Source organism: Sphingobium sp. AntQ-1, from assembly GCF_028538045.1.
GTDB lineage: Bacteria > Pseudomonadota > Alphaproteobacteria > Sphingomonadales > Sphingomonadaceae > Sphingobium > Sphingobium cupriresistens.
In genome coordinates this window covers 1,450,671-1,475,816 of the sequence record NZ_CP117158.1, presented here as the reverse complement: position 1 = coordinate 1,475,816, position 25,146 = coordinate 1,450,671, and the positions used below count along the sequence as shown (strand labels likewise).

The window sequence follows — 25,146 nt, the reverse complement described above, 5'->3', positions numbered from 1 at the left end:
GGAGAGGGAGGGGCCCATCGCGAAGCGATGGGAGGGTGAGGGGGATATGAAGCGGCCCGATCCTGAAACACCCGAATCCCTGAAGCAGGGGGCGAAGCTGCGCAACCGACAGTTGGACGGCATCAAGTTTCGCCGACAGGTCTGGCTGGCAGGCTTCATCGCGGATTTCTATGCCGCCGATCTTCGGCTAGTCATCGAAGTTGACGGCGATGACCATGCCGCTAGGGAAGCAGCCGATGAGCAGCGATCCCGGATATTGCAGCGCGAGGGATTTCGGACCATCCGTTTCGCTAATGCGGATATCATGCGCAATATCGAAGGGGTTTTGGAGACAATATCGATGACGGTGCGCCTTGACCCCTCACCTTCCCACTCGGCTGCGCCGAGCGGGCCTCTTCCTGTCCCCCAAGGGGAGAGGAGAATATGAGTTTCAACAGTTTCGGGCGCGTGTTCCGCTTCACCACCTGGGGCGAGAGCCATGGTCCTGCCATCGGTGCGGTCGTGGACGGGTGCCCGCCGGGTTTGCCGCTCAGCGAAAGCGACATCCAGCCATGGCTTGACCTGCGCAAGCCCGGCACGTCCAAATTCACCACCCAGCGTCGCGAAGCGGATGAGGTGCGTATCCTGTCTGGCGTGTTCGAAGGGCGGACCACCGGCACGCCGATCAGCCTGATGATCGAGAATACCGATCAGCGGTCGAAGGATTATTCGGACGTCGCCAAGGCCTATCGCCCCGGCCATGCCGACTATGCCTATGATGCCAAATATGGTTTTCGCGACTATCGCGGCGGCGGGCGCTCCTCGGCGCGCGAGACGGCCAGCCGGGTCGCAGCGGGCGCGGTCGCGCGGGCGGTGATCCCTGAAGTCGATATCTTCGCCTATGTCAGCGAAATCGGCGGCGACGGGATCGACTATGCGAACTTCGATCCCGCGCAGATCGGCCAGAATCCCTTCTTCTGCCCTGATGCGGAAGCGGCCAAGCGCTGGGAAAAGCTGGTCGATGACGCGCGGCTGGACGGCTCCTCGCTCGGCGCGGTGGTCGAATGCATCGCGTCCGGTGTGCCGGCCGGCTGGGGCGCGCCGCTCTACGCCAAGCTCGACGGCGAATTGGCGAGCGCGATGATGAGCATCAATGCGGTCAAGGGCGTCGAGATCGGCGACGGTTTCGCCGCCGCCCGCCTGCGCGGCGAGCAGAATGCGGACCCGATGCGACCGGCTTTGAATGGGGGCAGTGAGGGGCCAGTGTTCCTCGCCAACCACGCGGGCGGCATCGCGGGCGGCATCGCCACCGGCCAGCCGGTCAAGATCCGTGTCGCCTTCAAGCCTACCAGTTCGATCCTGATCCCGGTCGAAACGGTAACGCGCGAAGGCGCTGCCGCCGACATCATCACCAAGGGCCGCCATGACCCCTGCGTCGGCATTCGCGGCGTGCCGGTGGTCGAAGCGATGATGGCGCTGGTGCTGGCCGACCAGAAGTTGCTGCACCGCGCGCAATGTGGCGAGCGACCGGAATAACCCTAGGACCGTTCGGCGTTATCGATGCGCCGAACCGCGCCGATCCCGCGCCCAATGTCGATTCGATGCGAGACGACTCGCCTCCATTACGATAAGGTGACACTCATCGCCCGCGGGAGGGCGAGCGGCAGAGCGTAAGCCTGGGGAGCGTCATTGCGCGTCAAAGCGTTTTTCGCGAAAAACGCTGAGATTAAAAAGGCGGATTGACGGTCAAAACGTCCCCTGAACGCCGCGACACGGGCCAGCCATGCAACCATGGCTGGCCCATTTCGTTTCACCCGTGCAAGGATACGCGACCACGCGATCCGACGGGGGTTTTATGCATTTCATCCACGCGCTGCTGGGCGTCTATCGCGCGGAAATCGGCCTGCTGATCCTCGCCTGCATGTTCGTCGCTTTCGTGCGCGAACGCTATTCGCCGACGGTTATCGCCGTGGTCGGCGCCTGCGCCTATGGCATATTCGGGATGCTGGACGAAAAGGCGATGTTTTCCGTCTTTTCCAACAGCGCGCCGCTGACGGTGGGGGCCATGTTCGTCCTGTCGGGTGCGCTGGTCCGCACCGGCGTCATCGGTCGTGTCGCCGACCTCATCATGACCCGTGCGGAGCGCCATCCGCGCATCGCTCTGGCCGAAGTCGGGCTGGGCGCGCTGCTGCTGTCAGGCTTCCTCAACAATACGCCCGTGGTCGTGCTGCTGATCCCGATCATGTTCAAACTGGCGCAGGCGACCGGCTATCCGGTCAAGAAATTGTTGATCCCGATGAACGTCGTCGCGGTGCTGGGCGGCTGTCTGACCCTGGTCGGCACCTCCACCAATCTGGTCGTCGCTGGCATCGCCGCCGAACAGGGCATGGACCGGTTCGGGATTTTCGACATTACGCTGTATGGCGCGGCGGGCGCGGCGGCGGGCATCGTGGCGCTGCTCTGCCTGTCCTTCCTGCTGCCCAGCGATCCCCCGTCGATCGCGGGGGAGGATGGCGGCACGGCGGTCCAGGATTATCTGACCGAACTGGTCGTGCCGCAGGATAGCGACGATATCGGGCGCGAGATCGGCGCGCTGGGCCTGTTCGGGCGATCGGTGCAATTGCTCGGCCTCAAGCGGAGCGGCGACATCAGGCGGCAGGGGCTGGAGACGGAGGAATTGCGGTCCGGCGATCATCTGATCGTGCGGGCGGATGGCGCGGCGATCATGACGTTGCGCGAATCGGGCCGGTTCGAACTGGGCGTCGCCGCCGATTCGCGCACCAGCGCGCAGGACGGAACCGTGGTCGAGGCGATGGTCGCGCCCAGTCACCCGTCGATCGGCGAGCGGCTGGGCGACATCCCCTTCCTCCATGCGCTGCGCGTGCGGATCATCGGCATCCATCGCGCGCGCCACCTGCCGGGGCCGGACCTGGCCGAAACGCGGGTTCGCGGCGCTGACCGGTTGCTGGTGGCCGGCGGCGACGACGCGATGCGCTCGCTCAAGGACAATCCGCACCTGATCGGCGTCGATATCAGCCGCACCCGCGCCTTCCGCCCGCGCAAGGCGTGGATCGCGATCGCCGCGATGGCGGGCGCGGTGCTGCTGTCCGCCTTCGATGTGGTCGGCATCGGCATGGCCGCGGTGATCGCCGTGGGCCTGATCCTGGTCACCCGCTGCATCGACCCGGAGGAAGCCTGGGGCGCGATCGACGGCGACACGCTGATCCTGATCTTCGCAATGCTGGCCGTGGGGCTGGCGCTGGAGCAGGCGGGCAGCGTCGCGTTGATGGTTGGCTGGATCACGCCGCTGATGCAGGTCGCGCCGGCCTGGACCCTCATCTTCATCGTCTATTTCGCGTCGCTTATCCTGTCCGAACTGCTCAGCAACAATGCGGTGGCGGCGCTGCTGACGCCGATCACCATTGCGCTGGCGCATCAATTGGGCGTGGACGCGCGCCCGCTCGTGATCGCGCTGATGATCGGCGCTTCGGCCTGTTTCGCGACGCCGATCGGCTATCAGACCAACGCGCTGGTCTATGCCGCGGGCGACTATCGCTTCGCCGACTTCGTGCGGATCGGCGTGCCGATCAACATCGTCGTCGGGCTGGCGGTATGCAGCGCATTGGTCCTTCTGGGCTGAACTGGCCCTGTTGTTGACCATTCCGTCGCGCCATGACGGTGGAAATGACAAGGACCAGCCCATGACCAGCCTAGCCTTCACCCAGGTCGACGCCTTTGCCGACGCGCCCTTCACCGGCAATCCCGCCGCGGTGATGCCGCTCGACGCCTGGCTTGACGACGCTGTGCTTCAGGCCATTGCGGCGGAGAACAACCTCTCCGAAACCGCCTTCACCGTGCCGACGCCGGATGATCCGGAGGCGGATTACGCACTGCGCTGGTTCACCCCCACGGTGGAAGTGAAGCTGTGCGGCCACGCCACGCTGGCGAGCGGCCATGTGCTGATGGCCGACGCCATGATCCGTTTCCGCACCCGCCATTCCGGCATCCTGACCGTGACGCGCGACGGCGATGGCTATACGCTGTCGCTCCCCGCCTGGGACATGGCGGCCAAGGCGCTGCCGGACCTGGCGGCAGGCCTTGGCGGCAAACCCATCGAAGCGCATTGGCGCGAGGGCGGCTATAGCCTTTTCCTCTTCCCCGATGCCGCCGTAGTGCGCGCGCTGACGCCGGATTTCGCCGCGCTCAAGCGCCATGGCGACGTCATGCTGATCGCGACGGCGCCGGGCGAGGATAGCGATATCGTCAGTCGCGTGTTCGTGCCGGGCGGCGGCGTTGATGAAGACCCCGTCACCGGATCGGCGCATAGCCTGCTCGTCCCTTTCTGGGCGGCGCGGCTGGGGAAGGCGCAGCTCAGCGCCTATCAGGCGTCGGCGCGGGGCGGGCGGCTGGGCTGCGCCCTGGCGAACGATCGCGTCATCCTGACCGGCCGATGCCGCACCGTGATCGAGGGCCGGTTTTTCCTCTAATCTAAATGAAAGCAGGGGCGGGGCTTCGACAGGCTCAGCCCGAACGGATATAGGGCTAGGACCATCTTCCTACCCCGGAAACAGCCCCATCAACTGCGCCAGGGCGCCGCGCACCGCCGCGCGCTGGTCTTTGTCCGGCGACATGCCGATCCGCACCACCGTCAGCCGCTGCGACGGGGAGATCAATATATATTGCCCATTATGGCCGACGCAGCCGAACAGGCTGTCAGGCGCGCGGCCCGGCATCAGCGCGCTTTCGCTACTGTCCCGGTTGAGCCACAGATGCGCGCCATAGGCCGGATTGCGCGGCGATGGCGTGCGCATGAAGTCGACCCATTTTTCCGGTAAAATCTGATGCCCATTGGGCGATCGGCCGTGGTTGCGCAGCAATTCGCCAAAGCGGCCATAGTCGCGCGCGGTCATGTGCAGGATGCTGCCGCCGATCATCGTGCCCGCCGCATCATATTCGGGGGTCAGGCTGGGCAGCTTGCCCGGCGCCTTCAGCCGCCCGTCGATGAACGTCTGCATGGCCCGCCGCCGGATATCGGGATCGGCGCTGCTGGTCAGCATCCGCGTCATCAGGTCCGACAGAATGACGCTGCTGCCGGTCGAATAGGAAAAGACCGCGCCCGGCGCATGGGCGATCGGCTTGGATTCGGCATAGGCGCGCATGTCCTGCGCCCCCTGGGTGAACAGCATTCGCACCGTGTCGCCGCTGGTGATCGGCTCGCCATCCTCGACATGGTCAAGCCCGGACCGCATTTGCAGCAACTGGCGCAGGGTGATCTTGCCCCGCGGATCGCCCGGCTGGCTCCAGGCCGCGACCGGCACCGGCGAATCGAGCGCCAGCCGCCCGTCCGACACCATCAGCCCGACCAGCACCGCGGTCACGCTCTTGGCGATCGACCAGGATAATAATTTGGTGTCGGGCCTGAAGCCGGGGGCGTAGCGTTCCGCGATCACCTGGCCGTCGCGCATGACCAGCAGGGCGCGCGTCTCGCCCATCGCGTCATCCTCGAACAACGGGTCGATCGCGGCGCGCAGCGCGTCCGCGCCCACGACGGCGTCGCTGGCCACGGCATAGACGGGCGCAGGGGCGGGAGCCGCGCGGACGACCAGCGCCCCGGCGACCACGACGCCCGCGGCGCCCAGCGCCAGTCCAAGGCGCTTTACGATTCGGCTATCGATCGGCATAAGCCGCCGCCCTTACGCAACGGAATCGAAAAGGGCCATGGTGGTTCGTCGGAAATGGTGGTTATCGGGCGGCTTGCTCGTTCTGGCGCTGCTCGCGCTCGTCGCGTGGCAATGGACGACGCTCAGCGCGCGCGCGCGCCTGGGCGCGGCCTATGGCGCGCGGATCGGCTGTTCGTGCCGCTATGTCGAAGGCCGCGCCATGGGCAGTTGCGAGGACGATAAGGAACCGGGCATGGAACTGGTGCGCCTGACCGATGTGCCCGACAGCCGCGCCGTGGAAGCCAGCGTGCCTTTGCTTGCCAGCCGCACCGCGCGGTTCAAGCCGGGCTGGGGCTGTCTGCTCGATCCGGTGGGGTGAGGGGGAGGTTTTTGAGGGTCTGGAAATCGGCTAGGAGCGGACCTTGTTTCCCCTCCCGCTGGCGGGAGGGGCATGGCCGTAAACCACCCATCTTCGCCGTCCAAACCCCTAGCCCCGCCACCCCTCACCCGCTAAGGCCCTCCCATGCGGCCCGACATTCCCACGCTTCTCCACGACATATTCGGTTTCACCGCCTTTCGCGGGGTGCAAGAAGCGGTAGTGGGCCGCGTCATGACGGGCCAGCCGACGCTCGCCATCATGCCGACCGGCGCGGGCAAGTCGCTCTGCTACCAGCTTCCGTCCGCCGCGCTCGACGGCTGTTGCGTCGTCGTCTCGCCGCTGATCGCGCTGATGCACGACCAGTTGCGCGCCGCCAATGCCGTGGGCCTGCGCGCCGCCAGCCTGACCAGCGTGGACGCCGACTGGCGCGAGACGCAGGACCGGCTGCGGGGCGGCGATCTCGACCTGCTCTATGTCGCCCCTGAACGCGCCAGCCAGGAACCGTTCCGCAACCTGCTCCGTGCCGCCAAGGTCGCGCTCTTCGCCATCGACGAAGCCCATTGCGTTTCCGAATGGGGCCATGATTTCCGCCCCGACTATCGTCTGTTGCGCCCGCTGCTCGACGAATTTCCCGATGTCCCGCGCCTCGCCCTCACCGCCACCGCCGATGCTCACACGCGCGAAGACATCCTCGTCCAGCTCGGCATCCCGCGCGACGGCCTCATCATCTCCGGCTTCGATCGGCCCAATATCCGCTACGCCGTCCATCCGCGCGACGGCCTCACCCGCCAGCTCAGCGACCTTGTCGCCGCCAATCCCGGTCCCGGCATCGTCTATGCCCAGACCCGCGCCGCGACCGAGAAACTGGCCGAAACGCTGGGGAAGGGCGGCCGCGCCGTCCGCGCCTATCATGCCGGCCTCGATCCGGCGGTGCGCGCACGCAATCAGGCCGCCTTCATCGCCAGCGAGGACATGGTGATGGTCGCCACCGTCGCCTTCGGCATGGGCATCGACAAGCCCGACGTGCGCTTCGTCGCTCATGCCGGCCTGCCCAAGTCGATCGAGGGCTATTATCAGGAATCGGGCCGCGCGGGCCGCGATGGCGAACCGGCGGTCGCGCATCTTTTCTGGGGGGCGGAGGATTTCGCCCGCGCCCGGATGCGCATCGCTGAACTGGAACAAAGCCGCCAGCAGGGCGAGCGCGCGCGCATCGCGGCGCTCGGCGCTTTGGTCGAAACCGCCACCTGTAGGCGCGCGATATTGCTGCGCCATTTCGGTGAAAGCCCGTCCGCCACTTGCGGCAATTGCGACAATTGCCTGACGCCCCCGGCCAGTGTCGACGCGACCGAAATCGCGCGCAAATATCTCTCCGCCGTCTATCGCACCGGGCAGAGCTTTGGCGCGGGCCATATCGAAGCGGTGCTGACCGGCGCGGCGAACGACAAGGTGCGCGAACGGGGCCATGACAAGATTTCGGTGCATGGCATCGTGGCAGGCGACGACACCGCGCTGCTGCGCCCGGTATCGCGCGCGTTGCTGGTCCGCGACGCGCTGGAGACGACCGAGCATGGCGGGCTGATGCTTGGCCCCAACGCCCGGCCGATCCTGCGCGGCGAGGAAGAGGTGCGCATCCTGATGCCGCCCAAGCGCGAACGCGGCAAGCGCAACGCCCGCAATGGGGCGGAGGCCAATCCGGTCGGCGATCCGCTGTTCGACGCCTTGCGCGCCTGCCGCCGCGAACTGGCGCAGGAGGCGGGCGTGCCGCCCTATGTCATCTTCCACGATTCGACCCTGCGCGAAATGGCCGAACAGCGCCCGTCCAGCATCCGCGCGATGAGTCGCATCAGCGGCATCGGCCAGAAGAAGCTCGACGCTTGGGGCGACGCCTTCCTCAGCGCGATCCGACCCTATCTCTGAACCAAATTTCTTGAAAGCGACAAGTTGAGCGCGCATGGCTCACCCAAAGGAGACGCATATCATGTTCCGCAAGCTGACCGACCGCATTCTCGTATCCCCGCAGATCAGCGTCGATCAGGTCGGCGAAGCCAAGGCGCAGGGCGTCACACTCATCATCAACAACCGCCCCGACGACGAGGAGCCGGGCCAAGTCAACGGCGCTGAGATCGAGGCCGCGGCAAAGGCCGCGGGCATCGCCTATCTCGCCGTGCCGGTCGCCCATGGCGGTTTCGCTCCGTGGCAACTCGACGGCATGGCGCAGGCGCTGGAACAGGCGGGAGACGGCAAGCTGCTCGCCTATTGCCGCTCCGGCACCCGCAGCACGCTGCTCTGGGCGCTGACCCGCGCCCGCGCCGGCGACAATGGCGACGTGCTGGCGGCGCAGGCCGCGGCGGCGGGCTATGACATCGCTCCCGTCCGCCAGATCATGGACGCCCTGGCGCCGCAATAATCGCGCGCGTCACCACAGTACGCCGTCGACCGGCTCCAGCGGCGGCGGGGCAGGCAGGCCGATCGCCTGATTGAGGTCGGCCTCGATCGTGGTGGTGATGCTGGTGAGCGGCAGGTCGTGCACGTCGTTGCCGAAGGGATCGACCAGATCGTCGCCGATCTGCAACACCGCCAGGAACATGAAGCCCGCCGCCGCCGACCCGATCGGCGTCGCCATCCCCAGCGTCTCCACCAGCCCGACCGGCAACAATATGCAGAAAAGGCGGGTGAAATATTTGGGAAAGGCGCGATATTGCGCGGGCAGCGGGGTGTTCTTGATCCGCTCCATTCCCCCCTGCGCGTTGGACATGTCGACCAGCAGGGCTTCGATCCGGCTCTGCTGGATGGTGTCGATCCAGCCGCGCCGCACCGCATCCATCACCTGGCGGTCGGACCCGTCCAACATGCCATTGGCCGGATTGCGGCGATCCAGTTCGGGCAGCGGATCGTCCCCCAGCACCCGCCGCATGTCGGGCGCGGGATCTTCCCGCCGCAACTGGCGGCGCAGGGCATGGACATAGGCGACATGGCGCTTCACCAGCACCGTCGCCATCGCCCGCCCTTCGGCCGTGTCGGGCAGATAGGCCAGCACCACGCGCGCGAAGCTGCGCGACACATTGACCATCGCGCCCCACAGGATGCGGCCTTCCCACCAGCGCTGATAGGCGCTGTTGACGCGGAACCCCAGCACCAGCGCCAGCGCCGTGCCGAATATGGTCAGCGGCAGAGCAGGCGCGCGGAAGGGCGAGATATAATAGAAGATGGTGACCGCCAGATCCCAGAAGAACAGCGCGATCAGCGCGCTCCAGGCTTTCTCGAAACTCTGGCGGATGCGGGGGGAGCGTCCAACGATCATGACGTGTCTCTACAGGGCGTCGCCGCGCTCATCGTCCAGTTTTAGCCAGGCATGGCGCAGCGCCAGGCTGCCGACGATGCCCACCACTTTCAGCGTCGCGGAATGGATGGTCGGCGTGGTGTCGACCAGCGCGAAGCCGAGGCAGATCAACCCCAGCAGCATGGCGGCATAGATGGGCAGCGCTTCGATGTCGTTCCAGGCGATTGGCGGATCGGCCTTGGGGTGGCGCAGGCTCAGCATCGACATGGGCGGATACTCCGTGGTGAATCGCGGGAAACGCCTGTAAAATGATGCGCTGCAAAAGCCGTGGTCAACCGTCTGCATCGGACGCAAGCCAAGGTTGCATCACCTGAAGTTCAGCAAGAAAGCGTTACAGAAACGGGCGCAGCCAGAGATGCAGCAATGAAAGCATACTGTCCTGCAACATCAGGTCTATTGCGTCGCAGCATCGCCTCCCTAGCTTCAAGGAATGCCCGATCGCTTTGCCGAAATCGAATCCTTCGTGAAGATCGCCGAATCCGGCACGCTGTCCGAAGCGGCGCGTCGCCTGGGACTCTCGCTCGCGGCGACCAGTCGTCGCCTGTCGCAACTGGAGGCGCGGCTGGGGGTGATGCTGATCCGTCGCAACAGCCGCCACCTGTCGCTGACCGAGGAAGGGTCGCTGCTCTACGACCGGGCGGGGCGGGCGCTAAGTGCGATCGACGATGTGGAAACCGACGTCATGCGCCGCGCGACGGAGGCGACCGGGCTGCTGCGCGTCGTGACGACGATCGGCGCAGCGCGGATGCGTCTCGCGCCGCTGTTCCGCCATTATGCGGCCTTGCATCCCGATGTCGCGATCCATCTGGAAACCGCCGCGCAGGCGACAAACATCGTCGAAACCGGCCATGACATCGCCATCTGTTTCGATCCGCCGCCCGATTCCGCCCTTACCATGAAGCGGCTGACCGACAATCCGCGACTGCTGTGCGCCGCGCCCGCCTATCTCAACCGGCGCGGGCATCCTGGCGCCGTCGGCGACCTGTCGGTCCATGACAATATCGTGGTGGGCGAGGCGCAGCAGGAGCTATGGCGCTCCGTCGTCGGCAGCGGCAATGGGCCACGGGTGACCCTCAGCACCAATGATGGCGACATGGCGCGCGCCTGGGCGCTGGACGGCGCGGGCATCGTCATCAAGTCGCTCTGGGAAGTGGCGGATGATCTGGATGCGGGCCGGTTGCAGCAATTGCTGCCGGATGTCGCGCTGCCCGCCGCCTCGATCGTCGCGCTCTATGTGCCGGGGCAGGGGGAGACGGCCAAGGTCCGCTCCTGCCTCGACTTCCTGTCCCGCCACCTCAAGAAAGGGTGGCCCGTCTCGCCCGCCGACAGGGCTACACCCGCCTGAACGGGAAGGGCGCCACGGTGCGCTCATAGCTGTGCAGGTCGAGCGCGCGCGTGACCGGCGGCAGCGCGCGGTCGGGGCAGGCGCGGCGCTCGCATAATGGACATGTCGGGCCGACCCCTGTCGCTGCGTCGCGCTCCACGTCAATGCCGTCGGCATGGACGATCTTGCCCGCATGTTTCGCCTCGCACCCCAGGGCGATCACCGACCGGCCACGCGCTGCGCCGGGCGGCAGGCCGACCGCCAGCGTCAGGAAGCGCTTGCCGTCCAGCGTCTCGATCAACTGCGGTGCGACCCGATCCGCCTCCTGCGCGCCATGCGCGTCCCAGCGCGGGCAGGTGCCGCCATAGCGGGCGAACGGCCAGGCTTCGCCATCGAATCGCTTGGACACGATCCCGGCGCGGTCGACCTTCGCCATGAAGAAGGGGATGCCCCGCGCGCCGGTGCGATTGAGGCTGGTCAGGCGATGCGCCAGTTGCTCGGTCGACACCCCGAACCTGTCGCGCAACAGGGGCAGGTCGTGCCGGCTCTGCTCGGCCGCCTGCCGGAAACGGTCATAGGGCATGATGAGCGCCGCGGCGGCATAGTTGGTGAGCGCCATGCTGGCCAGGCGGCGGCTGTCCTCATCCGGCGGCACGGCGCGGGCGATCTGGGCGGCGATCGCGTCCGCCAGTTCCTGCGCGCACAGATGATAGGCGATGGCGAACAGGCGGCCTGACATGGGCAGTCGCTCGTTCAGCATCACCCGCCGCCGGTGCATGTCATAATGGCGCAATGTCCCGTCCAACACATCGCCACGCACTACCAGGCACGCCATGCCGTGCCGATCCTTTAACCGCGCACGCAATTCCGCCTGCAGTAAATTGGGATCGTCAGGCAGGGCTACGGCGATCGCCTCCGCTCCCGCATCGATCTCGGCGAAATGATTGCCCGCCCGCGCGATCATCTCGCGCAGCCAGTCGACCGGCGCGACCAGCGGTGTGGACGCTCTGTCGCCGCGGGCCAGCGCCTCGCCCGGCATCCGCCGCAGGTCACTCAGCGCGCGATAGAAGCGGGCGATCGCCTCGCTGACGCCGGGATAATTTTCCGCGACCTCCAGCACCTCGTCGCGGGCGATGCCGATGTCGCGCACCAGCGCGTCGGACAGGATTTCATTCAGTTCGCCGGGGCTGCCCTCCTGCGCCTGGGTCGTGAAATCGCGAATATCGATGTCATAAGTATTGGCCAGACGCAGCAGCATCTGCGCGGTCAGCGGGCGCTGGTTGCGTTCCAGATGGTTGAGGTAACTGGGGGATACGCCCAGTTCCTCCGCCATTTGCGTCTGGTTCAGCCCCAATTCGCGGCGGAGCACGCGCAGCTTGGGGCCAAGATAGAGTTTGCGGTCGGTCATCTCTGCCATTTGGTCATAATGTCATAAAATGACAATATGACCAAATCAGTTTATGACTTGCGGCCACTCATCGGCCTTATAAAATGCGATTCAACTGTCTAACTCGGTGTTCATCAGCCCAACGGGCGCAGCGCGAAGGACCAGGATATGACCACCGACACGATCGAACAGACCCGCGAGCCGACCCGTTCGCGCGCCGTTTTCAGCCAGGAGGATTTCGGCCTCATCCGCACCGCCATCGCCCATTATCTGCGCGAGGTTCAGGATCAGCCGGAATCGGTCAAATATGCCAATCTATACCATCGCCTCGGCCGGGTCGCGTAACCAGCCGCACCGGCGAAACGACAAAGGGCGCGGGATCATTCCCGCGCCCTTTTGCCTGTCTACTGAACACGCCTCGTCAAAAAAACCGGGTGAGCCAGTAGAATAGCGCCCCGATCGCCGCGCTGGCGGGCAGGGTGACGACCCAGGCGACGATGATGCTCGACGCCACGTTCCACCGCACCGCCGACAACCGCCGCGACGCGCCCACGCCAACGATCGCGCCGGTGATGGTGTGGGTGGTGGACACCGGAATGCCCAGATGGGTCGCCATGAACAAAGTGATCGCGCCGCCGGTTTCCGCGCAAAAGCCCTGGGCCGGGGTCAGGCGCGTGATCTTCGATCCCATGGTGTGGACGATCTTCCATCCGCCCAGCAAAGTGCCCAGGCCCATAGCCGCCTGGCAGCTCAGCACCACCCACAGCGGGACATGGAAACCGCCGGTCAGCATCCCCTGCGAATAGAGCAGGACCGCGATGATCCCCATCGTCTTCTGCGCGTCATTGCCGCCATGTCCCAGCGAATAGAGCGAGGCGGAGACGAGTTGCAGCTTGCGGAACACGCTATCCGCGCCCTGCGGCGTGAACCTGCGGAAGATCCAGCTTATGAGCAGGACCAGCATCAGCGCCAGGAACAGCCCGACTGCGGGCGAGATCACGATCGCCGCGCTGGTCTTGAACACCCCGCTCCACACCACCGCGCCCAGCCCCGCCTTGGCGGTGCCCGCGCCCAGCAGCCCGCCGATCAGCGCATGGCTGGACGAGGACGGGATGCCCAGCCCCCAGGTGATGAGGTTCCAGGCGATCGCCCCCATCAACGCGCCGAAAATGACCTGCGGGTCGATGATGCTGGCGTCCACGATCCCCTTGCCCACCGTTTCGGCCACATGCAGCCCGAAGAAGAGGAAGGCGATGAAGTTGAAGAAGGCGGCCCAGGCGACCGCATATTGCGGCTTCAATACGCGGGTCGATACGATGGTCGCGATCGAGTTAGCGGCGTCGTGCAGGCCGTTCAGGAAATCGAACAGCAGGGCGACACCGATCAGCGCGATCAGCAGGGGGAGGGCGATGGGGTCCATGAAACTGTTGCGTGATCAGGCGTGGTCTATGACCAGGCCGGAAATCTCGTTGGCGACATCCTCGAACCGGTCGGTCACTTTTTCCAGATGGCTGTAAATCTCGTTGCCGACGATGAAGTCCATAGTGTTGCCCGCCTGGGCTTGTTGAAACAGCGCCTTCAGCCCGGCTTCGTGCAATATGTCGGCATGACCCTCCAGCTTCACCAGCCGCTCGGTCAAATCGTGCAACCGCGTGGAATTCAGGTTGAGCGAGCGCAGCAGCGGCATCGCCTCCGCGGTGATGCGCGCGCATTCCACGATCAGCGCGCTCATATCCTGCATCTGCGGCGCGAAGGTCTTGACCTCATACAGCGCGATCGCCTTTGCGGTCTGGTTCATCTGGTCGATCGCGTCGTCCATCACGCCGATCAGGCCGGTGATGGCGCTGCGGTCGAACGGGGTGACGAAGATGCGGCGGACATCCTGCAGCACGTCGCGGATGATGTCGTCCGCCTCATGCTCGCGGTCGGAAATTTCCTTGATATGCGCCGCCATGTCGGGGCCGCCCTTCAACAGCTTGGCCAGCGCGTCGGCGCCAAACACCAGGGTGGCGGCATGATCCTCGAATTGTTCGAAGAACCGCCCCTGCTTGGGCATCAGCGCGTGAAACCAGCGGAGCATTCCAGTCCTTTCATTCTGTCTGTCGCGGATCGCCAGCAGCAGCCGCAGGAACCAGCCCGGATCGGCGGGCGGTTCGCGGAAGGCCGCGATGATCGATTGCAGGTCGGGTTCGTCGACCGCTTTTGCGGCTTCGGCGACGGGGAACCAGCGCAGCTCCCTTTGGCCCTGTTCGGGCCATTGCGTCAGGTGGCCGGTGACCGCAAGCGGAAAAACCTCGACCGTGGCCTCGCGCGACCCGCCCTTGCGCTTGCGCTTGTCATAGCTGTAGCGGCCCAGCGGCGCGGGGCAGGCGATGCCGTGGATGCCGGCTTCTTCATAGGCTTCCAGTTCGGCGGCGCGGTGCCCGGCCAGCCCCTTGATGCGATTGCCCTTGGGGATCACCCAGCGTCGCGTCTCGCGCGATGTGATCAGCAGGATTTGCATCGATCCGTCGGCGGCGGTGCTATAGGGCAAGGCGGCGATCTGGCGCATCAGCCGACCCTCCTTGGGGTCATGCCCTGCTCAATACTTTTGCCCACCGCGCGTTCCATGCGCGCCTTGTAACGATATTGTCACATTTCGCAATCGGCCCCGGCGCGACATGCGCAGGGGCCGATGCAATTGGGCCGATTGGTGGGTCAGATAGACAGGCGCGCGGTCAGGCGGATGTCACGGCCGGGCAGCGGCGCATAATCTTTGAGGAAACTCGCCGCGCGGCGCGCTTCGACATCGAAGATATTGTTCGCCGACAGCGTCAGCGTGGTGCGGTCATTGCCCTTCAGCGGCTTCCAAGACACCGACGCATTGACCAGCGTGAAACCGTCCGTGTCGGTTTCGCGAACAGCGGTGCGGTTCTGGGCGAAACTATGCTCCACCTCGCCGCGCAGGCTCAGCCGGTCGCCCTGCGCTTCCAGCCCGGCCAGCAGGCGCAGCGGGGGAATACGTGGCGCTGGGCCATTGCCCTTGATCGTGGCGCGGACATAGTCGGCCACGCCGTCCAGATTGATCGCATAGCCGCCGACCTGCGCCAGTTTAACTGTGGTTTCCGCCTCGAAGCCCAGATAGCGGGCGTCCGCCTGATTATATTGATAGCAGGGGAATTCCAGTGCCGCGCCGCCATTCACCGCCATGCAGGCGCTGTCGTCGACCAGCGCGTCGTAGATATAGCCGCTGAACCAGTTGTGATAGGCGGACAGGGCTATGGTGTAGCCCTCGCCCTGGCCGCGCAGCGTGCCTTCGACGCCCCAGCTTTTTTCCTTGCCGAAATTGGGATTGCCCACTTCGAACGCCTGCGTGCCGGCATGATTACCGCGCGCGAACAGCTCTTCGGCCGACGGCGCGCGCTCGGTACGCGACAGGTTCAGGCCCAGCCGCCAGCCCGGCGCGAGTTCATGGCTCGCGCCGATCGACCCGGACACGGTGTCGAAGCTGCGGTCATAGGAGGGGTTGAACAAAGTCTCATCCGCGTCCGCGCTGACGTCGGTATGTTCAAAGCGCCCGCCGACCTCGACCCGCGTCGATCCCAGGTCGATCGATTGCAGCGTGAAAATGCCCAACTGGTCCGTCTGGTTGCGCGGCAGGAATTTCTCTTCGCCCACGACATAGAATTTGCGGGTGAAAAATTGCGCGCCGACTGCGCCGTCCCATCCGCCGCGCTTGGCCTGGACCAGTTCCAGCCGCGATTCCATCGACTGATTGTAGAAGGTCGTGCCGACCTCGCCCGTATCCTCGATCTCCTGATGCTGGTAATCGGCGAAACCCGCGCGGAAGCGGATCGATTCCAGCAGGCTGCCATTGACCGGCAGTTCGGTGCGCATATCGACGCGGTCCTGCTTCATGTGCAGGCGCACCTGCTCCGCCTCGTCGCCCGCTTCCGTCGCATAACGCACCGGCACGCCATAGAAATTGTCGGTATGCGCGACCGAAAAGCCCAGATTGCCGCCATCGGTGATCAGCGCCGCGCCGCCCGCGACCTCCCATGTCTCGGCCGCGCTGTTGGGCAGCTTGCCGCGCAGGGTCGACAGCCCTTCGATCTCCGGATCGCCGCTCGCCGCGGCCTGCGCGCGCAGCGCCGGGGTCAGGATATAGCTGCCCGTGTCGAGATTGCCGGTCTTGGTATAGCTGCCGTCGAAATGGACGACGAACTTGTCGCTTAGAGGGACTTCGATTTCGCCCGATCCGGTGCGCTCGTTCGACGCGCTGCCATAGGTGCCGATCGCGTCGATATGGACCGGCTCGTCGGGCACGCGGCGCGGGATGCGGCTGTCGATCACATTGACCACGCCGCCGATCGCCGACGATCCGTAGAGCAGCGCCGCGGGGCCGCGCAGCACTTCGATCCGGTCGGCGGTCAGCGGGTTGATCGCCACGGCATGGTCGACCGAGGTGTTGGACACGTCGAAACTGCCGATGCCGTCGGTCAGGATGCGCACCCGCTCCCCCTGGAAGCCGCGCAGCACCGGGCGCGACGCATTGGGGCCGAAGGAGGTGGCCGACACGCCCGGCTGGCGCGCCAGCGTCTCGCCGATGGTGGAGCGCAGTTCCCGCGTCAGCTTCTGTCCGGTGATGACCGACGTGCCCGACAAAATGTCGCCCTGCTTGCGCGGGATGATCGCGGTGACGACGATATTGGCCTGCGCGTCATGATAGGGCCCCTGGTCCCCGGCATCACCTGCGTCCGGAGTCGGCGTGGTCTGGGCAAGAGCGGGCATGGCAAGGCACAGCGCGGTAACGGCGCAGCCTGCGCGCAGCATCGGAAAGCGGGACATGAGGATCAACCCTTTGGTTCTGGTCTATGTGATCCTGTATCTAGGATGATACATCATATCAAGATCGTCTCGCCGCATTTTTGCTGCGACGCGACATTATTACGCTTGATTAGAGGAAGAGAAATTCCGCCAACGCCTCGACCGCGGGCTTTTCCGCCGCGCGCGGCGCTATAGCCTGGCGAATCTCGACCGCGGGCAGGGGAATGTCCAGCGCCAGCCGCTTGATCCCGCTCATCCGGCCCAGGTCGCGGGCCAATGTCCCGAACGCTGCGAAACAGCCCGCGCCATCGCGCAATGCGGCGATGATCTCGAACATATTGTCGCTTTCCAGCAGCGGCATCACGTTGCGCACCCGGCCCTTGGCCAACGCCGCATCGATGATGTCGCGCATCCCGCTGCGCGTTTCCAGCGACAGCATCGGCGTCATGGACAGGTCGGCGCGGCTCACGCTGTCGGCCCGTGCCAGGGGATGGCCGCTATCGGCATAGAGGTTGAGCGGCTCCGACCAGCCATAGCGGGACTTGAGGTCGGCCGGCTCCTCCAGCGCGTAGAAATAGGCGATGTCCGCCCGCCGATCGGCCAGCGCCACCGCCGCGTCCTGCGCGGTGTGGACGTGCAGGTCCAGCGTGATCGCGATATCCTCGTTCGCCGCTTCGAACGCGGCCAGCGCATCCTGAAAATGGCCGAAGACGGGCGGCGGCGCGGCCAAGGTGATGACCTGGCGGGGCGGACCATCCGGCACAGCCGGTGACGGGATAAAGGGCGCGGCCGGTTGGAGCAGCGATGGCGGGATGGGTGCGGGGGCCGCCGCCGGCTTTTCCACTGGCGCGGGCCGATCTTCGCTCAGCAGCGTCATCGCTTGCGCCGTTTTGCGCCCCGCCGGCGTCAGCCGCGCTTCGCCATTCAGATCCTCGAACAGGCGATAGCCCAGCCGCATCTCCAGCGACGCCAGGTCGCGCAGCACCTGCTCCACCCCGACGCCCAGCGCATCGGCGCAGCGCACGACGCCGCCCGCCGCCACCATCTGCGCGAATATGTCCAATTGGCGCAGGGAAGGGCTGTCCATCGCCTGGTGATAGAGGAAATATCGCAGGGGGTTAAGGGCGATCTTCGCAACGTCATGCAATGGACTGTTGACGAGCGCCACCTGATGATGGCAGGGCGACCGCCTGCCGGGCGGGTATAGCTCAATGGTAGAGCACTAGCCTTCCAAGCTTGTGATGCGGGTTCGATCCCCGCTACCCGCTCCACGCTGTTTCAGCGGCCCGGCGACGGCGGTCCCGAACTGCCCCTTTCGACCAGCGTGAACAGGAATTCCGGTGCATCGACCGGGCCGTTGGCGAGCGCGTCGATGACGGACCGGCCCATCTCCTCCAGCGGTTGGCGCACGGTGGTCAGCGGCGGCCAGGATGTCAGGCTGGCGCTGGTGTCGTCGAACCCGGTCACCGACAGATCCTCCGGCACGCGCAGCCCGATACGATGCGCCAGCGTCAGCACGCCCAGCGCCATCTCGTCATTGGTGGCGAATATGGCGCTGGGCGGCTGGGGCAGCGCCAGCAACGCCTCACCCGCCTCGATGCCGGACGCGAAATCGAACCGGCCCTGCACGAACAGCGCATCGTCGACCGTGATGTCCGCCGCCCCCAACCCGTCGCAAAACCCCTCGACCCGGCGCAGCGCCGCGCGGTGGGTCGGGGGCGGAGTGATGACGCCGATGCGGCGATGGCCGAGCGCGATCAGATGATCGGCGACCATGCGCCCTGCGGCGCGTTCCGGCGTATGGATGGTGAAGCTCGCCGCGACCACCGACCCGGCGATGCGCGCATAGGGCAGCTTCATGTCCGCCAGCCGGGCCAGCAGCCCTTCATCGTCCGACAGCGGCGGCACCAGCAGCACGCCGTCCGGGCGCAGCGCGGCGACCAGCCGGTCGAGCACCTCGAACCGTTCCTCGCCACCCGGCGAGATCGGCTCCACCACCAGATGATAGCCCAGTTCGCGGCATCGCCAGGCCGCGCCGATCTGGATGCGGCTGACATAGCCGGGCGCGGGGTTGTTGTAGAGGAAGGCGATCATGAAGGACTTGCCCCCCGCCAGCCGACGCGCCGACTGGTTGGGGCGATAGCCCAATTGCCTGATCGCGGCGTCTACCCGTGCCTGCAATTCTGGACTGACATTGGGCGCCTTGTTGACCACGCGCGACACCGTTTTGATCGATACCTGGGCGAGAGCGGCGACGTCGTGGATGCTGGTCATGGATCTTCGCAATGTTGGAGCGGAACGACTGGAACGGGAAGCGTCGACCATGGCGACAGCGGATGGCGATTGGCAAGTCGGCCGTCGCAAGTTTATGATCGGGTCGCGGCACAAGAGCGACGGGAAGACCGATCATGACCAACATCGTCAATCTGCGGCAGGCGCGCAAGGTGAAGGCGCGCACGGACAAGGCGCAAGCCGCGCAGGAGAACCGCGCACGCTTCGGCCGGACCAAGGAACAGCGCCTGGCGGATACGCAGGAAGAGCAGCGCCGCGCGGCCCTGCTGGATGGCGCAAGACGCGAGTCCGAAGAAGGCTAGGGCGTCGCACTATATCTATAGTGATTATTGGTGCGATATGCGGATTATTCTGTAAATGAGCCGTTCATATTGAGATGAACGCCTATTCATCTCGTTCATCCTGACCGCGAACTGTCACAATTCGTCGCGATTCTGACCCACTGCCTGCGTTGAATCGCGTGGTCGGCCGTTGGTCCTCTGCTATGACTGGAAATATTCGCACAAACCGCCCCGCCAGGGCCGCGATTGCCGCTGTTCTGGTTTTGACTGCAACCCCGCTGCTGGCCCAGACCGCCGCGCCGCCGGTCGCCCCGACCGTTGCGCCCGCCACGCCTGCCCCGGTTACGGCCGCGCCTGCGCCCATGGCCGCCCCGATGACTGCGCCGGCCGCCACGCCGACCCCCGAATTTACGCCCGGCCAGCCGGTGGTGCAGGCCACCCCGCCGCTGGAGGAGCGCATCGCCGCCGCGACCGCTGCTGCGGAAGCGGAACAGGCTGTGGTCTAGGCCGCCAAGCCGCGTTCGACGCCCGCCAAGCCCATCGCCCGGACCACCGCACGCACGGCTGATCCCGTCGCCCAACGCCCTGCGCCGCGTCCCGCCACTGTGACGCCGATCGCAGCCGCACCCGCGGAAACGGCGGCGCCGGCACAATCGACCCCGGCCGTTACGCCGATGCAGGAGGCCGCGCCCGCTCCGGTCGCTCAATCGCCTGCACGCACCGACCAGGCGATGCTCTGGGCACTGGGCGGCGGCGCGCTGCTGCTGCTGGGCCTGGGTGGCGCTGCGCTGATGCGCCGTCGTCGTCCTGACGAGGATGCCGTCGATGCCCGCGTCGAGCCGGTCACCTACGCGCCTGCGCCGATTGCCGTCACACCGGCCCCTGCCATGGCGGCGAGCGCCCGATCGCGCCCCGCCCGGCGCCGGCTGCGGCGCGCACGCAGGATGCGACGCTCGAAGCCATGGTCGCTGCCGCGCCCAGTGCGGACAATCCGTTCCTCACCCGGACGAAGCGCCTGCGCCGCGCCCAGCATCTGATTGCTCAGCGCGAAGCCGCCGCGATCGCTGCGCCCGCGCCGCAGACGATCCATGCGGAACCGGGGCCCGCTGCGGCGCTCGACCGTAGCCAGACCGTCTATCGCTTTGGCAACGATCGTAAGCCATCGGGCTTCCTGAAGCCGCGCACCAGCTAACGGCGCGCAACAGCTCATCCCATGGGACGGAAGGCCAACCGGCTTTCCGTCCCTTTTTCATGGGCCGCATCGGTTGCGCTTTGGGCCCCCGCCTGTTACCGGCGCGCCGGTCATTCCCGCGCCATTTTACAGAAGGCTCGCCCGCACATGTCCGACAAGATCAACCGTATCGTCCTTGCCTTTTCCGGTGGTCTCGACACCAGCGTGATCCTGAAATGGCTGCAACAGACCTATCAGTGCGAAGTGGTGACCTTCACCGCCGATCTGGGGCAGGGCGAGGAGCTGGAACCCGCCCGCGCCAAGGCCCGCCTGATGGGTGTCAAGGAAGAGCATATCTTCATCGACGACCTGCGCGAGGAGTTCGTGAAGGACTATGTCTTCCCGATGATGCGCTCCAACGCGCTCTATGAAGGCCTCTACCTGCTCGGCACCTCGATCGCCCGTCCGCTGATCGCCAAGCGCCAGATCGAGATCGCCAAGCAGCTGGGCGCCGACGCCGTGTCGCATGGCGCGACCGGCAAGGGCAATGACCAGGTCCGCTTCGAACTGGGCTATTATGGCCTCGCCCCCGACATCAAGGTGATCGCCCCCTGGCGCGAATGGGATCTGACCAGCCGCACCAAGCTGATCGAATTCGCCGAAAAGCATCAGATCCCGATTCCGCGCGACAAGCGTGGCGAAAGCCCCTTCTCGACCGACGCAAACATGCTGCACACTTCGTCGGAAGGTAAGGTTCTGGAAGATCCGTGGGAAGAAACCCCGGACTATGTCTATTCGCGCACGGTGAACCCGGAAGATGCGCCCGACGCGCCCGAATATATCACCATCGATTTCGAGCGTGGCGATGGCGTGGCGATCAATGGCGTCGGCATGTCGCCCGCGACCCTGCTCGAAACGCTGAACGAATATGGCCGCAAGCATGGCATCGGTCGTCTCGATCTGGTCGAGAACCGCTTTGTCGGCATGAAGTCGCGCGGCATGTATGAAACGCCGGGTGGCACCATCTATCACCTCGCCCATCGCGGCATCGAGCAACTGACGCTCGACCGGGGCGCCGCGCATCTGAAGGATGAGCTGGCCCCCAAATATGCCGAGCTGATCTATAACGGCTTCTGGTTCTCGCCGGAGCGCGAAATGCTCCAGGCCGCGATCGATTACAGCCAGGAAAAGGTGGCCGGCACCGTCCGCCTGAAGCTGTACAAGGGCAGTGTGTCCGTCGTCGGCCGCAAGTCGCCTTACTCGCTCTACAGCGAAAAGGTCGTGACCTTCGAAGACGATGCGGGCGCCTACGACCAGCGCGACGCGGCGGGCTTCATCAAACTCAATGCGCTTCGCTTGCGCCTGCTGGGACGCCGCGATTGTTAATCAAGGGAAGTCAGAGGGTTAGCAATCCGCACCCGCGCGCTCATCGCGGGATGATTGAGGGCGGGGTCATCGGATAACGGGATACAAATTGCGACATTTGCCCCCGTTGCATGACATATCTGCGGGACAACTTCCTTTCATAAGCGTTTTCAAGGACGGCGATCAGCCGTTCGTGAGACACACGAAAAGGAAGACAGACATGCTTCGCAAATTCTTCACCACCGTCGCGGTCGGTTCGTTGTTCGTCGGCGGCCTCGCGGCGACCCACCTCGCTTATGCCCAGCCGGGCGCTCAAGGCGGCCACCGTGGCGGCATGATGGCCATGGCCGACACCAACAAGGACGGCAAGATCAGCAAGGCGGAATTGACCGCCGGCCTGGAAGCCCGCTTCGCCAAGATGGACGTCGATAAGGACGGCCAAATCACCCAGAAGGATCGCGACGCGATGCGTCAGCAGCGGCAGGACGCCCGCTTCGCCGCGCTCGACGCCGACAAGAACGGCCAAATCAGCAAGGCGGAATTCACCGCCGCGCATGAAGCCCGTGCCGACAAACGTCAGGAACGCCGCGCCGAGGCCGGCAAGCCGGGTGGGCGTGACGGACGGGGCTGGGGCGGCCGCGGTGGCCATCGTCGTGGCGGTATGATGGGCCATGGCGGTCCGGGCGGCGGCTTCGGCGACGCGAACAAGGACGGCGCGATGACCAAGGCCGAATTCATGGCCCGCCCGATCGCCATGTTCGACAAGGCGGACGCGAACAAGGACGGTTTCGTCACCGCCGACGAAATGAAGGCGGCGCGCCAAATGATGCGGGCGGAATGGAAGGACCGCAAGGGTCCGCCGGCTGCGCCCCAAAACTGATCATACGCTGATCGACCCATCGGGTGGCGCAGGACGCGGGGTTCCTCCCCTGGCTCCGCTCAGGCGCCACCGTCCTGGAAGGGCGAAGGCTTGCCCCCCTTTGCCTTCGCCCTTCCAACCTTTCTCCAGCCATGACACACAGGCAGCATGAGCGACCGACCCCATCTCCTGCTCGTCGATGACGAGCGTTCGATCCGCGAACCGCTGGCTCAATATCTGGGCCGCAACGGCTTTCGCGTCACCGCCGTCGAAAGCGCGTCCGAAGCGCGGCTGCGCTTGAACGCCAATGCGATCGACATGGTGATCCTCGACATCATGATGCCGGGCGAGGACGGCCTGTCGCTGTGTCGCCATATCCGTGAGACGAGCGAAATTCCTGTCATTCTGCTGACAGCCCGGACCGAGGAAACGGACCGCATCGTCGGGCTGGAAATGGGCGCGGATGATTATGTGCTCAAACCCTTTTCACCGCGCGAACTGGTCGCCCGGATCAAGGTGATCTTTCGCCGCGTCGCAACCGGCGGCCAGCGCGTCACCGCGCCCGACGGGGCCAATTACAGCTTCGCCGGCTGGCTGCTCAAAACGCAGGAACGCACGCTGGTCGATAGCGAAGGCGTATCGCTGCCGCTCTCGACCGCCGAATATAATCTGATGCTTGCTTTCGCCACGCGCCCCAATTCTGTGCTGAGCCGCGACCAGTTGCTCGACATCACTCAGGGCCGCGAAGCCAATGCCTTCGACCGGGCGATCGACAACCAGATCAGCCGCCTGCGCAAGAAGATCGAACCGGACCCCAAAAACCCCACGCTCATCAAGACCGTGTGGGGCGGCGGCTACACCCTGTCCGCTGAAGTCCGCAAACTGTGAAGCGGCCCGCATGAAAAAGCTTCGCCTGTGGCCGCAAAGCCTGGTCGGCCAGATCATCGCGCTCGTCGCGATCGCATTGTTCGTGGCGCAGGCGATCAATTTCGGCCTGCTGCTGCGCGAACGGCAGCGGCTCGAACTGACCGGCCAGACCGCGCCCGCCGTCTATCGCGTCATCGATGCGCTCGACAATCGGGCCGACCGCCGCGTGGAGCGGGAACGGGAAGGGGATCGGCAACGCGGCCGTATGCGCGCGCGCTTCGTCACCGGCGCGCCCGAACTGACCGGGCAAGCACGCCCGGATGTCGAACGGCGTGCGACGGCGATGTTCGAAGATGTCGGCCTGCGCATCCTGAGCGTCCGCGCCGTGCAGTCGAGCGAAGTCATGCCGGTCCGGCGCTGGGAACGTATCCGTATGCGCGCCAATGGAGATGGGCCGCACGATCACAGCATCGGCCTGCTGACCCTGGCGGCGGAATATGAACCGGGCAAATGGGTGGTGGCGCAGGCGCGCTCCGGTGCCGACCGGCCAAAGCGTTTTGGCGGCTGGCTGGTTGGTCAGACGCTTATCCTCTATGTCATCGTCCTGCTGCCGCTGCTCTGGGTCGGCAGCCGCCTCGCCCGGCCCCTGAAGCAACTCACCGGCTCCGCTCAGCAATTCGCCCGCACCGGCGCGGCCGACGCGGTGGACGAACGCGGGCCGGGCGATGTCCGCGACCTTACCATGGCGTTCAACGCCATGCGCGCGCGGATCATCGCTATGCTAGACGAAAAGGACCGAATGCTGGGCGCGATCGGCCATGACCTGCGCACACCGCTCGCCTCGCTGCGCGTCCGCACCGAATCGGTCGAGGACGACGCAGAGCGCGCGCGCATGTCCGAAACGATCGAAGAAATGAACCGGATGCTGGAGGATATCCTCTCCCTCGCCCGCGCGGGCCGCAGCACCCAGGCCGCGCAGAAGGTCGATCTCGCCGCGCTGGCCGATGCGGTAGTGGAGGATTTCATCGAACTGGGATCGCCGGTCGATTTGGCCGACTGCGATCGCGCCGTCGCCTTCGTCCACCCCCAGCAGATTCGTCGCGCGCTGCGCAACCTCATCGAAAACGCCATCGTCTATGGCGACCGCGCCCATGTGTCGGTGCTGCATGAAAACGGCGCCATCCGCATCGCAGTCGCCGACGAAGGGCCGGGCATCGGAGAGGACCGGATGGAAGAGATGCTGGAACCCTTCACCCGGCTGGAAGGCTCCCGCAACCGCGAAACCGGCGGGTCTGGCTTGGGCCTGGCGCTGGTCCGCGCGATCATGGCCGAACATCAGGGCGAATTGCGTCTGGCGAACCGGCCGGGAGGTGGACTGGAAGCGAGTTTGGTGTTGCCGGGTTAAAGGTCGCCTAACGACCATGATCGGACATGTT

25 protein-coding genes and 1 tRNA gene are annotated in these 25,146 nt (G+C 65.6%); 17 read left to right on the top strand and 9 right to left on the bottom strand.

What is annotated here, in order from left to right; genetic code table 11:
• The first annotated feature begins 46 nt into the window (after positions 1-46).
• The 4 genes from sphantq_RS07265 to sphantq_RS07250 all read left to right on the top strand — a co-directional run bounded on the left by sphantq_RS07265 (position 47) and on the right by sphantq_RS07250 (position 4,466).
• The gene (locus sphantq_RS07265) at positions 47-427 is read left to right on the top strand and encodes an endonuclease domain-containing protein (RefSeq protein ID WP_272799928.1); all 381 of its coding nucleotides are present in this window, start codon (positions 47-49) and stop codon (positions 425-427) included.
• On the top strand, positions 424-1,515 hold the full coding sequence (aroC, locus tag sphantq_RS07260; protein ID WP_272799927.1) for a chorismate synthase: 1,092 nt from the start codon (positions 424-426) through the stop codon (positions 1,513-1,515). The genes sphantq_RS07265 and aroC overlap by 4 nt, the downstream gene beginning before the upstream one ends.
• 319 nt (positions 1,516-1,834) lie before the next feature.
• Positions 1,835-3,619 carry an SLC13 family permease gene (locus tag sphantq_RS07255; RefSeq protein WP_066606136.1) on the top strand — a complete coding sequence of 595 codons (1,785 nt, stop codon included), beginning with the start codon at positions 1,835-1,837 and terminating at the stop codon, positions 3,617-3,619.
• A gap of 61 nt (positions 3,620-3,680) precedes the next feature.
• A complete protein-coding gene (locus sphantq_RS07250; protein WP_066607408.1) occupies positions 3,681-4,466 on the top strand; it encodes a PhzF family phenazine biosynthesis protein in 786 nt (261 codons plus the stop codon).
• A gap of 69 nt (positions 4,467-4,535) precedes the next feature.
• Here the strand turns inward: sphantq_RS07250 and sphantq_RS07245 are convergent, their stop codons facing one another.
• Positions 4,536-5,660: a serine hydrolase domain-containing protein gene (locus sphantq_RS07245; RefSeq protein ID WP_066606134.1), complete on the bottom strand. Its 1,125-nt coding sequence runs from the start codon at positions 5,658-5,660 to the stop codon at positions 4,536-4,538.
• A gap of 37 nt (positions 5,661-5,697) precedes the next feature.
• On the opposite strand from sphantq_RS07245, the gene sphantq_RS07240 reads away from it, so the two are divergent.
• From sphantq_RS07240 to sphantq_RS07230, 3 genes are all read left to right on the top strand, one after another.
• The gene (locus sphantq_RS07240) at positions 5,698-6,018 is read left to right on the top strand and encodes a hypothetical protein (protein ID WP_066606133.1); all 321 of its coding nucleotides are present in this window, start codon (positions 5,698-5,700) and stop codon (positions 6,016-6,018) included.
• Between the two features lie 144 nt (positions 6,019-6,162).
• Positions 6,163-7,935 carry a DNA helicase RecQ gene (recQ, locus tag sphantq_RS07235; RefSeq protein ID WP_272799926.1) on the top strand — a complete coding sequence of 591 codons (1,773 nt, stop codon included), beginning with the start codon at positions 6,163-6,165 and terminating at the stop codon, positions 7,933-7,935.
• 61 nt (positions 7,936-7,996) lie between these two features.
• A complete protein-coding gene (locus sphantq_RS07230) occupies positions 7,997-8,425 on the top strand; it encodes a TIGR01244 family sulfur transferase (protein ID WP_129926037.1) in 429 nt (142 codons plus the stop codon).
• Between the two features lie 9 nt (positions 8,426-8,434).
• On the opposite strand, the gene sphantq_RS07225 is transcribed toward sphantq_RS07230, so the two are convergent.
• Both sphantq_RS07225 and sphantq_RS07220 read right to left on the bottom strand, forming a co-directional pair.
• Positions 8,435-9,319 carry a bestrophin family protein gene (locus tag sphantq_RS07225; RefSeq protein ID WP_066606120.1) on the bottom strand — a complete coding sequence of 295 codons (885 nt, stop codon included), beginning with the start codon at positions 9,317-9,319 and terminating at the stop codon, positions 8,435-8,437.
• A gap of 9 nt (positions 9,320-9,328) precedes the next feature.
• The gene (locus tag sphantq_RS07220; protein ID WP_066606118.1) at positions 9,329-9,565 is read right to left on the bottom strand and encodes a hypothetical protein; all 237 of its coding nucleotides are present in this window, start codon (positions 9,563-9,565) and stop codon (positions 9,329-9,331) included.
• A 223-nt stretch (positions 9,566-9,788) separates the two neighbouring features.
• Between sphantq_RS07220 and sphantq_RS07215 the strand changes: the two genes are divergently transcribed.
• Positions 9,789-10,703, top strand: a complete 915-nt coding sequence (locus sphantq_RS07215) for a LysR family transcriptional regulator (RefSeq protein ID WP_066606115.1) — start codon at positions 9,789-9,791, stop codon at positions 10,701-10,703.
• Here the strand turns inward: sphantq_RS07215 and sphantq_RS07210 are convergent.
• A complete protein-coding gene (locus sphantq_RS07210; protein WP_272799925.1) occupies positions 10,690-12,099 on the bottom strand; it encodes a helix-turn-helix domain-containing protein in 1,410 nt (469 codons plus the stop codon). The two genes, sphantq_RS07215 and sphantq_RS07210, sit on opposite strands and share 14 nt — an antisense overlap.
• Before the next feature lie 138 nt (positions 12,100-12,237).
• Here sphantq_RS07210 and sphantq_RS07205 point away from each other — a divergent pair, with 138 nt between their 5' ends.
• The gene (locus tag sphantq_RS07205) at positions 12,238-12,414 is read left to right on the top strand and encodes a hypothetical protein (RefSeq protein WP_165363573.1); all 177 of its coding nucleotides are present in this window, start codon (positions 12,238-12,240) and stop codon (positions 12,412-12,414) included.
• 76 nt (positions 12,415-12,490) lie between these two features.
• Here sphantq_RS07205 and sphantq_RS07200 read toward each other — a convergent pair whose 3' ends face one another.
• From sphantq_RS07200 to sphantq_RS07185, 4 genes are all read right to left on the bottom strand, one after another.
• Positions 12,491-13,489 carry an inorganic phosphate transporter gene (locus sphantq_RS07200; RefSeq protein ID WP_272799924.1) on the bottom strand — a complete coding sequence of 333 codons (999 nt, stop codon included), beginning with the start codon at positions 13,487-13,489 and terminating at the stop codon, positions 12,491-12,493.
• A gap of 15 nt (positions 13,490-13,504) precedes the next feature.
• Complete coding sequence (locus sphantq_RS07195) at positions 13,505-14,620, bottom strand: DUF47 family protein (protein WP_066606105.1); 1,116 nt, start codon at positions 14,618-14,620, stop codon at positions 13,505-13,507.
• Positions 14,621-14,766: 146 nt separating this feature from the next.
• A complete protein-coding gene (locus tag sphantq_RS07190; RefSeq protein ID WP_272799923.1) occupies positions 14,767-16,896 on the bottom strand; it encodes a TonB-dependent receptor in 2,130 nt (709 codons plus the stop codon).
• Positions 16,897-17,005: 109 nt separating this feature from the next.
• A complete protein-coding gene (locus sphantq_RS07185; RefSeq protein WP_272799922.1) occupies positions 17,006-17,962 on the bottom strand; it encodes a LysR family transcriptional regulator in 957 nt (318 codons plus the stop codon).
• A gap of 110 nt (positions 17,963-18,072) precedes the next feature.
• Here sphantq_RS07185 and sphantq_RS07180 point away from each other — a divergent pair.
• A tRNA-Gly gene (locus sphantq_RS07180) sits at positions 18,073-18,146 on the top strand.
• A 7-nt stretch (positions 18,147-18,153) separates the two neighbouring features.
• Here sphantq_RS07180 and sphantq_RS07175 read toward each other — a convergent pair.
• Positions 18,154-19,149 (bottom strand): LacI family DNA-binding transcriptional regulator, encoded by a 996-nt coding sequence (locus sphantq_RS07175; protein ID WP_272799921.1) that lies wholly within the window; start codon positions 19,147-19,149, stop codon positions 18,154-18,156.
• A gap of 134 nt (positions 19,150-19,283) precedes the next feature.
• Between sphantq_RS07175 and sphantq_RS07170 the strand changes: the two genes are divergently transcribed.
• From sphantq_RS07170 to sphantq_RS07140, 7 genes are all read left to right on the top strand, one after another.
• Positions 19,284-19,469 (top strand): DUF4169 family protein, encoded by a 186-nt coding sequence (locus sphantq_RS07170; protein WP_129926044.1) that lies wholly within the window; start codon positions 19,284-19,286, stop codon positions 19,467-19,469.
• A gap of 182 nt (positions 19,470-19,651) precedes the next feature.
• On the top strand, positions 19,652-19,954 hold the full coding sequence (locus sphantq_RS07165) for a hypothetical protein (protein WP_272799920.1): 303 nt from the start codon (positions 19,652-19,654) through the stop codon (positions 19,952-19,954).
• Positions 19,955-20,053: 99 nt separating this feature from the next.
• Complete coding sequence (locus tag sphantq_RS07160; RefSeq protein ID WP_272799919.1) at positions 20,054-20,485, top strand: hypothetical protein; 432 nt, start codon at positions 20,054-20,056, stop codon at positions 20,483-20,485.
• Positions 20,486-20,787: 302 nt separating this feature from the next.
• Entirely contained in the window at positions 20,788-22,005 is a 1,218-nt protein-coding gene (locus sphantq_RS07155) for an argininosuccinate synthase (RefSeq protein WP_066605943.1), read from the top strand.
• Positions 22,006-22,204: 199 nt separating this feature from the next.
• Positions 22,205-22,864 carry a calcium-binding protein gene (locus tag sphantq_RS07150; protein ID WP_129926046.1) on the top strand — a complete coding sequence of 220 codons (660 nt, stop codon included), beginning with the start codon at positions 22,205-22,207 and terminating at the stop codon, positions 22,862-22,864.
• A 147-nt stretch (positions 22,865-23,011) separates the two neighbouring features.
• The gene (locus sphantq_RS07145; protein WP_066605937.1) at positions 23,012-23,731 is read left to right on the top strand and encodes a response regulator; all 720 of its coding nucleotides are present in this window, start codon (positions 23,012-23,014) and stop codon (positions 23,729-23,731) included.
• A gap of 10 nt (positions 23,732-23,741) precedes the next feature.
• Positions 23,742-25,115 carry a sensor histidine kinase gene (locus sphantq_RS07140; RefSeq protein ID WP_272799918.1) on the top strand — a complete coding sequence of 458 codons (1,374 nt, stop codon included), beginning with the start codon at positions 23,742-23,744 and terminating at the stop codon, positions 25,113-25,115.
• Positions 25,116-25,146: the final 31 nt, after the last annotated feature.